Source organism: Streptomyces sp. NPDC002851 (genome assembly GCF_053591935.1).
Map to the genome: position 1 here is coordinate 110184 of NZ_JBSFUT010000003.1, position 13181 is coordinate 123364.

Genomic DNA, 13181 nt, shown 5'->3' on the forward strand with positions numbered 1-13181 from the left:
GGCCGCCGCAGGGCATGTCAGACCGGCGGGCGGGCCGGGCTGACCCTGATGGTGCGCGGCGTCTTCTGCCCGGCAGCATTGCGCCTGGGTACGACCATCCCGGCCCGGCGCAGAGTGTCGATCATGGCGTCTTTGTCCGGGACCATGGGCACGACCAGGTCGGCGTCCTCGAACCTCTCCACCATTGCGGGCACGTCCACTTCCTCTTTGGGATTGCCTCCGCTCCAGCCGAGGTGGTTCGACCCGTAGTTGCCCTCCGCAGAGTCATGCAGCGTGGCGCGGGCCTTCTTCTTCAGCCGCTCACCCTCGCGGTACATTTCGTGTCCCCGGACATAGTCGGCCAGGGCCTGGGCACGGTCGGCGTCGTCATGGACCAGGACCGTCTGCGCAGGCACCCCCGGAGCCGAGACCGGCCAGCATGCCTCAGCGAAAGGGCAGTTGTCGCAGATCACCGAGAGGCCGGGCCCGTCGTGATCGCGGGACAACTCCTCGGGGCTGGCAGCTTCCAGTACCCGGTCCACCCACCAGCGGGCCTCGTCGGCCAGCCAGGGGTCGAAGTCGAACTCTGCGATGTGCTCCTCGCCGGTGTCACGGCACACAAACCTGAACCGGATCCTCTTGACATCGAGGGGGCCGAGCCGGTGCAGATACCTCTGCCCGGGAATGTCGGCGAAACCGGCGGTGCGCAACAGGTCCGTGTACAGCAGGACTTGCCGCATCTCAGCCGCAGTAGGCCCGTACCGTACGACCCGGTCCCAGATCCTGCCGGACTTCGTCTTCACGTCCTCGACCGTGACGACCTCAGCAGGCTGGATGGGCCGGTGCCGCTTCGGCAGCCGTGCGGCCGTTGCCTCATCGAGTTGGACGACGTCGATGTGCCCGCGCAGTACGTCATCGGTGACGGTGCGCTCGATGAGCCAGTTGTATTCGCGCCGTGCGTCCTCGAGGAGGCCGCGGTGAATATAGGTGCCGAGGATGGCGGCTCTCATGTCCGGCGAACCGGTCCGCTCGGTGCCGGCGAGGATGTATCCGGCCCGGCGGGAGCAGATCGTGTCGGAGGCGCCGAGCTGCTTCTGGAGCGAGCGGGGGCTGCGGGCATCGACAGCATGGGCGGCATCCCAGATCGACACCGGAGGTGGTGCTGTGGTGGCGTGCGTGGTCACGCTGATCTCCAAGAGGGCATGCCGGGGCCCGGCCCTGAGCTGTGGGCCCCGACAGCAGTGAGCGGTGAAGGGTGTCGGTCAGGCAGCGGCGAACTCGTCAGCGGGCGGTTCCTCCGCCGCGTCTTCGGCCTCGGAGTCCTGCCCTTGCGCGGCGGCAGCAGCCCGCAGTTTCGCGTCATCCCCGGTGGGATCCGACAGTGCCTCGGGGTTCTTCAACTCGGCGGCCTGCCGCTCGATCGCGGCCCGCACGACGCGGATCTCCTCACGGGAGAGGGCATCGTCCGCACTTGCGTCGGTCCACAGCTTCTTCAGCTCATCCAGGCCGTCCTTGGCGGCCTTCTTGACCTTCGGCAGCCACCGCTGCGCGAGGTCGCCGGTCAGTTCGGGGGTCACCCTGGGCTGGGTGTGCACGGAGCAGCCCATCAGGTCGAACACGAGGCGCTCGACGGTGAAGTCCGGCAGCGTCTTGGGCTGTCCGCTGCGCGGTACCTCGAACTTCAGCGACCGTGCCCCGATGATCTGCGGGTCGCTGTCGCGCTGCAGCCGCACCCACACCGTCGCGTCGTAGGCGAGGGATTTGTGTCCCTCGACGCGCCAGTCCTTCGTGTTCGGGATCGGGTCGCCGTTGCCGTCCACGGCGGCGATCTCCTTGCCTCGGGCGAGCAGGATCACGATGCCCGGCATCGTGCGCACGAGGTACATGACGGCCGCCCATCGCTCGTAGGCGTCGTTCCACAGGTTCATCGTGGGTTTGACCTCGGCGTCCGGGTCCTGCCGCAGCTTCCTCTGGCCCTTGGGGGAGCGCCGGGCACGCTCGTTGGTCCAATTGACGAGCATCCGCCACAGCAGGGAGATCGAGTCGATGACCAGGACGACTGGGGGTTCCTGGGCGGCCGCCGCACGCTTGGCTTCGGCGTGGACAGCCTCGATCTGGCCGAGGATGTCGCGGTAGGTGCCGTCGTGGTCGATCAGCAGGTAGTCCGCGCCCGGTACCTGGGCGTACTCGTCGGCGGTGTCCTCGCCGAGCTCCAGCCAGTACGACTGACCGGTGCGCTCGGAACCGGTGAACTGCGCGGCGATGAATGACTTGCCTGCCTTCTCGTGGCCCTCGATGAGGATCTTCGGCCACGGCACGATGCCGGTGGGCTTGCGCGTGCGCAGGCGCGGCACGGTCACGGTAGACATACACATCTCCCAAAAAGCGAAGTAGTTAAGTATCGGCCTACTTCAGTGGCTGCGGAGCTGCCGGGTCTCGAACAGGGACGACCACTCGGGATGCTGTTCCAGCAGTCGGCGGGCGTAGCGGGAGCGGAAGTCATTGTTCAGCTTCCAGGGTTCACCGCGCGTTGCGCGCCCGTACTGCCAGCGCAGAACCTCGAACAGCATCCCTATGCCGACCCGCTTGAGTCCGCGGTCGACGCAGTCGGCCGTCAGGATCTCAAGCTGCTCCAGGATCCACGGGTTGAGCTGGTGGAACGCTTCGAAGCGTTCCTGGATGGTCAGCTCCTCGCCTGAAGTTTCCGGATGTCGCATAGGCGCGATCGGCAGTTCCAGCTGCATCATCACTACCCCTCCCAGTAGATGTGTACCGGCCTATTGTGCGACATGGTTGAGGGCGGCCTGTGGCCGCCCTCACCGCTAGAACTATTCTACTAACTGGGGCGCGGGGGTCAACTACGACGCCCAGGCGAACACTCGACGTGCGCTACCCCGTTTGGTGCACTCAACCGCCAGCCGTGCCGTAATTGCCGCGCTTCGCGATCGAAGAACCAGGCCCCTCGTACCGGCCATCCCGCAACGTGGCCGCCACGTCCTCGCGCAGCTGCCACGTGCCCTTACGAGAGCGCGCCATGGTCTCATCGGCCGCATCGAGGACTGTGTCCAACAGCCACAACGGGGAACTGGACAGCACATAGTCCTCCGGAGCCACCATGCCGAGACCCCGACGTCGAGCCAGCGCGACCTGCTGCTGCGTGACACCAAAAAGCTCGCCGTACTCCTGGAGACCCACGAGCGCCGGCAATTCGCCCTTCGACTTCGGGCGGAACGTCGCCCGCTGCTCCTTCACCAACTCGCGCAGCACGTCCTCGTCCAGCTGCCGGTCCTTGCCACCGGGCGGATTCGCGAAGGCCACCGCCAGACCACCCGGCCAGAACGGCTTACCCGAGACGATCGCAGCGTCGTCGTACGACAGGTCCCCCCTGAACACCCAGCCGTTACTGACCGTCGTGACGCCCACCCGGTACATCTTCGCGAACTCATGACGACCAACGATCAATGGCTTGGCCACGACAGCCTCCTTTCTCTCAACGACGCTCGGGTGAGCAGAATACTTCCACTGGCTGTGGATATCGCACCCGGAGTCGGTCTCGCGGCCCTGTTACGCTCGCGGGGCACATCGCAAGAGGTGCAGCAAGGCCCCCGTACCCAAGAAATCGCCAGATGCCGGTGCACGGGGGCCTCGCCACGCGGCCTCGCGTGCCTCACCAGGTGACCGGATGCAGCCCCGACGAAGCGGCAGTCCCTTCGACGGCAACGGCTGACGAACCTGGCCGCATCGCGGCAGGCCGAGATGGGCAGGAAGCCCTGTGCACACCACACCCGTCAACGACGCTCCACACGGTGCTAACCTGATCCGCCCCTACCGACCGGCCGACGCCCACGCCGTCCGATCACGCGTCAACGCCGACCGTCCCCCAGGGCAACCGACCTGCACAGCGCAGTCACTCGATCAGGCGCTGCACGGACGGTCCACCCGCGATGCGGCGTGCTGGCAAGAACTCGAAACACCCCGAACCGACGTGCTCGTAGACGACAGGGGCTTCGTGGCAGGGGTCGTCTCGTACGCGGTCCGCCCCCGCGACGATGCCGTGGTGGTGCTATGGATGCACTGCCGCGAAGACACCGTGACGACCAGACAACTGGTCGACCACGTCCTCGAGCAGTCCCGGCACCGCACCGTCCATGCCTTCGAGTTCGCCTCGTCCTTCTCCAGCCTGGAGGGTCTCCCGGCGCAGCACCGCGCCGCCACGCGAAGGATCCTCACGGCCGCCGGATTCGCCGAGCGGGACTTGTGGCGCTACCTGCGCGCCGACCTTCCCATCGCCGGACTGAAGCGCCTGGCCCACTACTCGACGCGCCCCACCGGCGACCAGCCCGGCAGGCACCTTGTAGTGCGCGACGCAGGCAGACTGGTCGCTGAGGCCGTCATCAGCGATCCGGTCGACGGCATCGGTGTACTTCGCTGGGTGCACGTCGAACCAGGCGCGCGCCGACAAGGGCTGGGGACAGCGGTTCTCGCTTCTGCCCTGGACCTGCTGGCCGGTCTCGGCGCTCGGGAGGTCGTTGCCTTCGTCGACGACGATGCACTGGGCGAACTCGAACGTGACCGCCGAGCAGCCAACGCTCTCTATGACTCCGTTGGGTTCACAGAGGTGGACCGCCTGTTTTCCTTCACCCGCGAACTTCGATGAGGTGTGCCTCGCCGCCGGAGGGATCTGCTTGGCGGCGAGGCACCCTCAGCCTGAGGTCACGACCGACCGGACTGGGAACCACGAGGTCGTCCGGCCAGGCCATCACCGTCAGGCCGCGTGGTGGCCTGACCCGCTGCCGCGCACGGCCAAGTCCAGGGCCGAACCTGTCACCTGTGCACCAGCAGTTCGGTGGGTGCGTCCGTGCTCCACTGGATCACCGGTCTTCGTCGGCAGGGTGCGGGTGGGGCTCTCCGACTCCGGTGGAGTGGAAGACAGAGCCACTTCGAACCAGACGGTCTTTCCTGCCGGGTTGGGCTGTGTGCCCCAGGCTGCGGCGAGTGCCTGCACGAGGAGGAGACCGCGGCCGCCCTCATCATCCGACGCTGCACTGACCGGACTCGGAAGGCGAGCATCAACGTCCGTGACCTCCACACGAATCCTCTGGCCCATTCGCCGTACGTAGACGACGCAGGCTTCCTCGGCGTGAGTGATGGCGTTGGTGACCACCTCGCCGGCCATCAACTCAAGGTCACGCTTGGCTTCGTCGCTGAGTGACACGCCCAAGTCCTGGGCGATCTCGACGACTCGCCGCCGCGCAGGCGGCACCGCCTCCACGCAGCCTGCGACCCTGAATCCGTGCGGCAGATACTGGAGTTTGCGGCGCACCATGACGGCAACCTCACTTGATAGCGGCGCTGGACGTGAAGAAACCATTCCAGTCTTCGCGCCGCGCACGCGGACAGATTGTCCACAGGAACTACACGCTCACACTCTTGACGCCGCGGGGGTCTGTGGAGCTGCGCCCTCTCAAGGGGCGGAGTTGCTGCTCCGCCTTGAGCAGCGCAATCAACGCGAGGACGCCAACGCGCTCACCGTCACCCCCGAGGCCCTCGACGACTTCTTCGCCCGCTTCGAGCTCCCGGCCCCCGACGAAGACGCGATCGTCTACACCGGCGACGTGAGTCCTGCGGCCCTACGCTGCCTAGCGATCAAGCGGCCTGCCCTGGCCGACGCGGTGATGGGCTGCGTGCGCGGGACACACCATGGCCGCGTGACCGTCCGCAGTCGGCATGTCCTCCGCGTACCCCCAGCCGTCCGGTAGGCGCCATGTGCCGTCCAGCCGCCGTACGGGGCGATGGGTGCGGAAGTGCGCGTGACACCGGCGGACGTCGTCGGTGATGTCGACATGGTGGCAGGCCCCGATCAGGGAAGTGTCCGGCCAGCGGCGCACGATCAGCACGTAGACGCCGAGCAGGAGTGCGGCGATGACGAGTGGGACGATGATGTGGCTCACCTGGCCCTCCGGTGCTTGTCGGAATTGTGGGCTTGGGCCAGGAGGAGCGCCGCCACGCTCCCCGCCTCGGTGATCGCACCGGCGCGCACGGCCTCGACTGCCTCGGACAGCGGCCTTCGCTGCATGGTCATGCCGACCTCAGTGTCATCCCGGCCCAGCAAGCCTGGCCGCAGGCCACGGGCAAGGACCAGATGCGTGCGCGCGGCCGTAGTCGCCGGCAACGGGTCGATGACACCGAGAGGGCTCAACTCGTCGGCGACCAGGCCCGTCTCCTCCTCCAACTCGCGGCGGGCCGCGGCCAGAGGGCCCTGACCGCCGCAGCCTCCACCTGGTAGGTGCACGACCCGGCGACGCTGGAGATAGAAGTTGTCCTCCACCAGAAGCACCTGGCCGTCATCGTCGAGCGCGACCACCCGCACCCCGTCGTCGACCGTAACGTGCTCGTACGTGCCTTCATGGCCGTCCGGACGCACCACCCGGTCCCGCCGCAGTGACAAGAACGGCCCTCGATGCAGTTCCTCGCTCCCCAGCCTTCGCCAGCCCATGATTCCGATTTAAGCCGATCAGGCTTCGGTGACGGAAGAGCAAGGGGCCACACGCAACAGGCACTCCGGCGGCTCCTGACCGCGGCCCCCGACCTCGTCCGGGTCAGGCACGTTAACCTGCACCGCCTCTACTCGCCAGTGGCGCCTGCCAACGCGCAGCACCACGCCGACCGCCGGGAGATGCGGTAGGTAGATGGCGCCGCTCGTGTTGATTGCAGCACTTCGCCGGAACCCAACGTGAACTCGAAGAACGAACTGACAAACCTGACGCCACACGTGCGGCGAACCGTGAGTTGCCCCGACCCCTGAACCGCAGGCCCGGCAATGGTCGATGATGATAGCTACGGCGGACGGATAGCTTCTCGCACGTGCAGCCGCTGGTCATCCGCCCGAGCGCCCGGGGCGTGGCCTGGCGGAGCCAAGAGAGGGGAAGACGAGGTGGATGAGCCAGAAGTGTGTACTGGTGACCAGGGTGAGCAGCACCTCGCCTTTAGTTCGATCATGCTGCAGGAGGAAGTGGGCTGCTTCAGCGCCAGGGCCATGATCGACGATATGCAGGCGGCGCTGAGCCGGGAGGCGATGGCCGCCCGACTGCGAGAGCGGGGATACGGCGGGGTCGGGTAACGATGCTCCCGTACGCAGGACTTGAGAACACTCGATCCACCGGACGGACGCGGCCTGTCCTGTCGAGCCCATCACAGCGTGCGAACGGGGCTCACGGCCTAGCTGCGCGGTGCCGGGTAGGCGAGAGGACGAGGGCGAGTGCTGAACTCGTCCTCGTCCTCAGCGTCATGTGCTGATCACCTACTAGCCAAACCACCAGGCCGACACAGCAGAATCCCCTGAGGTTGTCACAGCCGTGGCGAGGCAGGCGGCTGCTGACAGAGTGCGTTGGCGGTCTTTCGGTCCTCCACGCGCTGCACGGCTTCGCCGGTGCCGAGGACTGCGGCGACCAGGGCGAGGATCAGCCCGGTCGGTAGCCCGTCGACGTAGTAGGCGATCAAGGAGAGCGCCGCGGCGGCGATGGCGTAAAGGCGTGTGCTGTGGGCATGGATGAAGTCGATCAAGGTGTCAGTTCCCGTAGGCGAGTCGGTGCAGGAGGTCCCAGCCGCGGCGGCCGATCGCCGGGTCGTTGGGGCGGCCAGTGGTGAAGAGGTTGTGCTTGCGGTTGAACCCGGCCACGGCCTTCTGCGTCTGAGGGCCGTAGTTGTCGGCGAGTGGTACTGACCGGTCGAGCCAGCCGGTGTCCTTCAGGGCCTTTTGAAGGCCCTTCGCAGACGGTGACGAACTGCCCGGAGCAAGACCGTTCGGAAACGGAGGCGGCGTGTAGGAGCCCCCGCCTGAGTTCCGGGGAACGGCGAGCCTCTGCCCGGGCTTGATCACGTACGGGTGCTTGATCTTGTTGGCGTGCGCGATCTGCGCCCAGGGGATACCGAGCTTCTTCCCGATGCCGGAGAGCGTGTCTCCACTCTTGACGACGTACGTCGAGCCGCTCCCGCCCATCGACGCGGCGCTCGAACTGCCTCCGGATGGCCTGGACTTCAACCGGGCGGCAACCCGCTCGCGCAGCCAGCCCATGGTGAATCCCTTGGGGTCGATCTTGCCGGGCTGCCACTCCTTGTGCCCGATCACGCTCGCGGTACTCCAGCCGTGCACGCGGCACAGCGCCGTGGCTGCGCGCTCGATCGCATCGAGCTGGGCGGGCGGCCACGGGTCGCGGCCGTCACCAAGGTTCTCGCACTCGAAGCCGTAGAAGTGCGTGTTTCCATCGGTGTTGGCCTCGTTTGCCTTCGGCAGTGCGCGCTCCGCGATGACGGCCCGCAGCACGTCGTCGTCGCCGCGGCCGGCATGGTTGGCGCGGCCGTGCCCGATCAGGTGCACGGTGCCGTCCTTGGCGATCATGCCGTGGCACAGCGGGCCCGGCAGGCCCTCGTAGCCGCGCTCAACGATGCCCACGGTGCTGCTCGTGCCGGAAGTCACGGTGTGGTGGATCATCACGCCGTTCACCGGACCGAACGGCCCCTTGTGGTTCCGGTTGTGGGTTCTCCACCCCGGCCGCTCCACCACACGCACGCCCTCGGCGCGCAGCGCGGCAACGAGACGGTCGGCACTGATAGGTGTCGCCACGTTCGGTGCTCACTGTTCTCCCCGCGCCCGAACTGAAACTCAACTACCCCTGGATAAGCCGGGTTACGGGGAGGTGCCGCGGGATGCGAGCCACAACTGCAGCGCCATCAACAACACCGGTGACACAAACGAGCTGAACACCAGCCGACGCGTCGCCAGGGCCTGCGCCTGGTCCTCGCGACGCTGCTGCTCTGTACGCTCCGTCGCCTGATCATGCTCGCCGCGCAGCCCGGACAGCCCGGACTCGATCTGGCTGATGCGCTGTTCAACGGCCCGCCGATCGGCCCTGTACACATCCACGGTTACCACTTGGTCCAGGCGGGCGGCGAGCTGGGCGAGATCACCGCGGAGATCCTCACGCAGCTGTGAAACGGCGCGGTGCAGCTCCCACAGGGTGGGCTCGGCGCTCGGCGACACCGACATCGTGATCACTCCTGGCGCCCGCGCCCCAATTTGATCGTACGTGTCCCAACGAAGACGCAGCAGGTCTCGCACTGGACCACTGGGCTCGCGTTCCTTTGCGGAGACATGCTCCTCGGTTCATCTGGACCGGGGCAACGAGAAGAAGCATTGAGACCATGAAGGAGTCGCCGACAGAGCGCAACAACAGGTTCAGCTGACTGCCGACTTTGACAACTCCTCCTGAGCGCAACCTGACGTCAACAACATGATGTCACTCGTTCGAATGAATCTCGGGCTGTGTGCCCTGTATTGCTCGGCCGGATGAGCGTCGAAGCGATCCCGTGCCGCGTGACGTGATGCTGCTGCGGTCGCACCGTGACTGTCCATGAATGCCCGGCTGCGGACACGTCGTTGATCATCATCTGCGTATCCCGACGCCGTCGCATGGGCGTAAGCGGGATTCCCACTCGACTGGGGGACGGCACTGTTCGATTCCAAGCGGATAGCATCCCTTCATCGCCCAGCCGTGAATTTGCAGCATGGGATTGCATGCGCCTGCTGCCTGCAGGTTCATGGCGCGTGGAGACGGGTGAAGAGGTAAGTCTGGTAATCGAACATAGAGGCAGGAGGTGGCGTGTGAGCCAGCATTGGAACGGCATGTCAGCGAGTTCGCTCGATGTGTCGTGGATCAAGAGCCGAAAGAGCGCAGCCAACGGACAGTGCGTCGAATTGGCCGCCCTCCCGGCGGGTAAGGTGGCGATGCGTAACTCGACCGACCCGGCCGGACCGGCTCTGGTGTTCTCGGCGTTGGAACTGGAATCCTTCCTCGACGGAGCACGCAACGGTGAGTTCGACTACGTGGTGACGGCGAACTAGCGGGCCAGGAAAGGAGATTCGAGAGACACGAGGAGTTTCGGTGTGCCATCATGAGGCATATTCACTCATGAACGGAGCCGAAGTTCGTGTCCCCGGACTCAATCCCACTCTTTCGTCCGGCCCGGCCAAAGGTCGGGCCGGACACCAGCCCCACGGCCGCCCTCATTGTTGTTGGAACGACCCTCCGTGATCTGCGGGGCGACCTCAAGCAAGGGCAGGCCGCCAAGCTGATCAACGTGTCCGGATCGACGATTTCCCGAATGGAGCGCGCGGAAATCCCCGCGGACGTACGCAACATCCGGGACCTCGCGCGAGCGTATAAGGCTCCCCAAGGGCGCCGTGATGAACTAGACCTTCTCGCCAATCGCGCACTGGAACCTGAGTGGTACGTGCATCGACTCAACGATTGCACCCCCTCCTATGCCCGGCGCTTGTTCGGGCTGGAGAGTCAGGCGATCTTCCTGATGTCGTACGAGTCGACGGTCGTGCCGGGCCTGCTGCAGACACCTGCCTATGCGCGGCATGTCTTCAGCACCGGTCTGCGTCTAGACGAGGAAGAGGAACTCCGCCTGCGTGTCGAGCTCCGGCAGGAGCGCCAACAGCGGGTGTTCGGCCAGGAGCAGCCGCCCCAGGCGATCTTCCTCATCGATGAGTCCGTTCTGTATCGTCGAGCAGGCTCCGACGAAGTGATGGTAGAGCAGATGCGCAGGCTCCTTGAACTATCCGACGGGCACGGCATCACTATCCGATTCGTCAAGCTCGACAGCGCGATCGCCTCCAACGCAGCTGGCGCCGGCACCGGCTCAATGACCCACCTCCAGTTCGGGCGCGGCGGTCTGCCCGATCTCGTCTATCTGGAGGGATACGACGAAGCGAGCTACCGGACCAAGGAGGACGATCTGGAGCGGCACGTGGCGCTGCTCCTTCGGCTGAGCGATGAGGCGTGCGCGACAAGGGCCGAGAGCCGCGAGATGCTGGCAAAGGCCATCAAGCGGTTCTCGGCCTAGTGTTCCTGGGTTCGGTCAGTCAGGAACAGGCACCTGCGCCAGTCCGCCGTACTCCGTCCACTCGATACTGCGCTGGCGCTGCTGTAGCTCGGAGTCGGGCCTCCAGTCCGTGACATCGACGAGGCCTGGCTCCTGGATATTCAGCCCTCTGAAGTACCTGTCGACGTCACGCTTCTCTCGGACACGACCCCAGTTGCCGTGGGTCTGTTGCAGCATCAGCTCAGTGACGCTTCCTCGCACAGCGGGGTCGTCGCTCACGAGCTGGCAGAGCACCAGAAAGCTTCCAGGCTCCAACTGTTCGACGACACGCTGCACCAGGCCCTCGGGGCATGCACTGTCTGGAAGGCAGTGGAGGACCGAGACGAACAGGGCAGCGGCAGGCTCATCAAAGCTGATGAGACGCTTGAACTCGGGGTGCGCGAAGATGCGGTCGGTGTCCCTCATGTCAGCATCGATCACCGCAGTCCGGTCGTTTGCGTCCAGGATCGACTTGGCATAGGCAAGCACCACAGGGTCATTGTCGACGTACACAACCCGGGCTTCCGGGGCCACTCTCTGAGCGATCTGATGCACGTTGTCCTGTGTCGGGAGGCCTGCCCCGAAGTCGATGAACTGACGGATGCCGTGTTCTTGCACCAGCGTCCGCACAACTCGCTGGAGAAACCGCCTGTTGTTGCGAGCCAACTCACGGGTGGTCGGCGCTGATTTCAGCAGTAGCCGACAAGCTACCCGGTCAGACTCAAAGTTGTTACTCCCACCCAGTAGCCAATCATACATTCTGGCCGCACTCGGAACAGATAGGTCAACGCGCCTCTTGTCCGCCAACGAGCAGTCCCCTCACGTGCGTTCGCTTCGATACGAGACGAAAACGCTCATCGTAGAAGGGCAGCACTCAACGCACCACCGCCAGGAAGGGTGACGGCGGCGTGCAGGGAGGCACAGGTCCACTTTGTCGGATGCGCTGACCTCGCAGCACGCAAAGAGCAAATGTGCTGTTGGAATATTCAGTGAGGTGGCAGAATCCCCTTCCTGCTCATGTCAACACCCGGCAGCAGGAGCTCCGGCGTTCCGCCAGCCTTAAGCACACCTCCACTTCGGACCCCTCCACGCCCATCACATCGGCAGCACGCCGCGCGTCCAGCCCCAACCTTCGGCACAGGACCACGCAGTCGGCACTCTTTCCCGGCAGGCCGCCGTACAGCCTTCGCAGATCCGGATCCCCCAGCGTTGGGGTCGTCAGGTCGTTGACCTGGTCACGCAATTGGCACCAGATCTCTGCTGCAGGACTCGGCTGGCCAAGCAACCACCGCCAACGGCCGGCCGCCAAGTCGAATGTGCGCTCCACCGCGGTGACCGTCGCCTGAGCATCACGCAGACGTGCGCTCGCGTAAGCGTGATACCAGACATGCTGGAGCTGAACGAAAGCAGCAAAACCCACCTCTGTCACAGTGGTTCGCAGCTTCGAAGTACGCATAGCGCCAGCGCGGTCCTCGCCGCTGAACTCCAGTTCGCCCGAGGACTCAGCAGAGCTTCTCGACAGCGTCGCGCCGATTGGACCGCCATCATGAACAAGGGACACGAGCCCCCCAGCCTCTCCCCGTAGACGGTATGTGCCCAGGACGTCACGGGCCCAGCAACTCGGTGCAGGGCCCGTGACGGCCTTCTAACTACGGTGAGACCAACGGAGCTGAATCCCCGCATGCCAGGACAAGCCGATCATCGTGAGGAGGAAGGCGGACTTCGCAGAGTCAACCTCGACGTCGGCGGTGAGTACCCACAAGGTGACCGCGGCGGACAGCACAGCACTCAGCCGAACCACTACGTGCCCAGACCGGGATCCGCGGACATCTTCTGGCGCGAAATTGAAACTGGTACGGTGAATTTGCCCGGAGGGAGCCGATGGCAGCCCTCGGTGAAGTCGGTCGAGCATTCTGACGTTCCTCTCGATTGAGTTCGCGCCCTGGGGTAGTGGTGCCCCCCACTTCCCCAGGCGGGCCCCTTCATCGGGACTGCAGCGAACCTACATCCCGCCGAACCCGGAACCTTGCGCTCCGCCCCCTCCTGCAAAGTCAGATTGCGCGGACGTCGCACCACGAAAATGACTGATCATATCTGGCCATCTCCGGTCGAATCTGAACGCCGGTGAAACGCTCAGGGGTACCCCGTTGGCCCGGATCCGAGACGAACCAAACGAGGGTCGTGGCGCTATTTGGCGTTACGGCCAAAATCCTGGTTGAAAGTCGACCGAGTCTGGGGCCTCGTCGACTGATCTGCGGTGGCTTTGCCCTCGATCG

15 protein-coding genes are annotated in these 13181 nt (G+C 65.4%); 3 read left to right on the top strand and 12 right to left on the bottom strand.

The genetic code is table 11. The features are described from left to right. Positions 1-17: 17 nt before the first annotated feature. The 4 genes from ACWD10_RS04060 to ACWD10_RS04075 all read right to left on the bottom strand — a co-directional run bounded on the left by ACWD10_RS04060 (position 18) and on the right by ACWD10_RS04075 (position 3453). Positions 18-1163 (bottom strand): PD-(D/E)XK nuclease family protein, encoded by a 1146-nt coding sequence (locus ACWD10_RS04060; protein WP_451086738.1) that lies wholly within the window; start codon positions 1161-1163, stop codon positions 18-20. Positions 1164-1241: 78 nt separating this feature from the next. Continuing rightward, positions 1242-2348 (bottom strand): hypothetical protein, encoded by a 1107-nt coding sequence (locus ACWD10_RS04065; protein WP_451086740.1) that lies wholly within the window; start codon positions 2346-2348, stop codon positions 1242-1244. 42 nt (positions 2349-2390) lie between these two features. Continuing rightward, positions 2391-2726: a hypothetical protein gene (locus ACWD10_RS04070; RefSeq protein WP_451086742.1), complete on the bottom strand. Its 336-nt coding sequence runs from the start codon at positions 2724-2726 to the stop codon at positions 2391-2393. 160 nt (positions 2727-2886) lie between these two features. Continuing rightward, the gene (locus ACWD10_RS04075; protein ID WP_451086744.1) at positions 2887-3453 is read right to left on the bottom strand and encodes a hypothetical protein; all 567 of its coding nucleotides are present in this window, start codon (positions 3451-3453) and stop codon (positions 2887-2889) included. Between the two features lie 298 nt (positions 3454-3751). Here ACWD10_RS04075 and ACWD10_RS04080 point away from each other — a divergent pair, with 298 nt between their 5' ends. After that, positions 3752-4636, top strand: coding sequence for a GNAT family N-acetyltransferase (locus tag ACWD10_RS04080; protein ID WP_451086745.1), 885 nt, complete (start codon positions 3752-3754; stop codon positions 4634-4636). A gap of 108 nt (positions 4637-4744) precedes the next feature. On the opposite strand, the gene ACWD10_RS04085 is transcribed toward ACWD10_RS04080, so the two are convergent. The 6 genes from ACWD10_RS04085 to ACWD10_RS04110 all read right to left on the bottom strand — a co-directional run bounded on the left by ACWD10_RS04085 (position 4745) and on the right by ACWD10_RS04110 (position 9025). Beyond that, a complete protein-coding gene (locus ACWD10_RS04085; protein ID WP_451086747.1) occupies positions 4745-5305 on the bottom strand; it encodes an ATP-binding protein in 561 nt (186 codons plus the stop codon). A 313-nt stretch (positions 5306-5618) separates the two neighbouring features. Further along, positions 5619-5930 carry a hypothetical protein gene (locus ACWD10_RS04090; protein ID WP_451086749.1) on the bottom strand — a complete coding sequence of 104 codons (312 nt, stop codon included), beginning with the start codon at positions 5928-5930 and terminating at the stop codon, positions 5619-5621. Continuing rightward, positions 5927-6475, bottom strand: coding sequence for an NUDIX domain-containing protein (locus ACWD10_RS04095; RefSeq protein ID WP_451086751.1), 549 nt, complete (start codon positions 6473-6475; stop codon positions 5927-5929). Before ACWD10_RS04095 ends, ACWD10_RS04090 begins: the two co-directional genes overlap by 4 nt. An 851-nt stretch (positions 6476-7326) precedes the next feature. Beyond that, the gene (locus tag ACWD10_RS04100) at positions 7327-7542 is read right to left on the bottom strand and encodes a hypothetical protein (protein WP_451086753.1); all 216 of its coding nucleotides are present in this window, start codon (positions 7540-7542) and stop codon (positions 7327-7329) included. Between the two features lie 4 nt (positions 7543-7546). Then, the gene (locus tag ACWD10_RS04105) at positions 7547-8602 is read right to left on the bottom strand and encodes an N-acetylmuramoyl-L-alanine amidase (RefSeq protein WP_451086755.1); all 1056 of its coding nucleotides are present in this window, start codon (positions 8600-8602) and stop codon (positions 7547-7549) included. Positions 8603-8665: 63 nt separating this feature from the next. Then, positions 8666-9025 carry a hypothetical protein gene (locus ACWD10_RS04110; RefSeq protein ID WP_451086757.1) on the bottom strand — a complete coding sequence of 120 codons (360 nt, stop codon included), beginning with the start codon at positions 9023-9025 and terminating at the stop codon, positions 8666-8668. 615 nt (positions 9026-9640) lie between these two features. Here ACWD10_RS04110 and ACWD10_RS04115 point away from each other — a divergent pair. Together ACWD10_RS04115 and ACWD10_RS04120 are read left to right on the top strand one after the other, a co-directional pair. Next, entirely contained in the window at positions 9641-9880 is a 240-nt protein-coding gene (locus tag ACWD10_RS04115; RefSeq protein ID WP_451086759.1) for a DUF397 domain-containing protein, read from the top strand. Between the two features lie 86 nt (positions 9881-9966). Next, positions 9967-10887 carry a helix-turn-helix domain-containing protein gene (locus ACWD10_RS04120; RefSeq protein ID WP_451086761.1) on the top strand — a complete coding sequence of 307 codons (921 nt, stop codon included), beginning with the start codon at positions 9967-9969 and terminating at the stop codon, positions 10885-10887. Between the two features lie 15 nt (positions 10888-10902). Here ACWD10_RS04120 and ACWD10_RS04125 read toward each other — a convergent pair whose 3' ends face one another. Further along, entirely contained in the window at positions 10903-11712 is an 810-nt protein-coding gene (locus ACWD10_RS04125; protein WP_451086763.1) for an SAM-dependent methyltransferase, read from the bottom strand. Between the two features lie 208 nt (positions 11713-11920). Continuing rightward, positions 11921-12466 (bottom strand): hypothetical protein, encoded by a 546-nt coding sequence (locus ACWD10_RS04130; protein WP_451086765.1) that lies wholly within the window; start codon positions 12464-12466, stop codon positions 11921-11923. Positions 12467-13181: the final 715 nt, after the last annotated feature.

Bases quoted from the DNA above. Each gene is read 5' to 3' on its own strand.
- ACWD10_RS04110 (WP_451086757.1), bottom strand. From the start codon at position 9,025: ATGTCGGTGTCGCCGAGCGCCGAGCCCACCCTGTGGGAGCTGCACCGC.
- ACWD10_RS04070 (WP_451086742.1), bottom strand. From the start codon at position 2,726: ATGATGCAGCTGGAACTGCCGATCGCGCCTATGCGACATCCGGAAACT.
- ACWD10_RS04065 (WP_451086740.1), bottom strand. From the start codon at position 2,348: ATGTCTACCGTGACCGTGCCGCGCCTGCGCACGCGCAAGCCCACCGGC.
- ACWD10_RS04095 (WP_451086751.1), bottom strand. From the start codon at position 6,475: ATGGGCTGGCGAAGGCTGGGGAGCGAGGAACTGCATCGAGGGCCGTTC.
- ACWD10_RS04085 (WP_451086747.1), bottom strand. From the start codon at position 5,305: ATGGTGCGCCGCAAACTCCAGTATCTGCCGCACGGATTCAGGGTCGCA.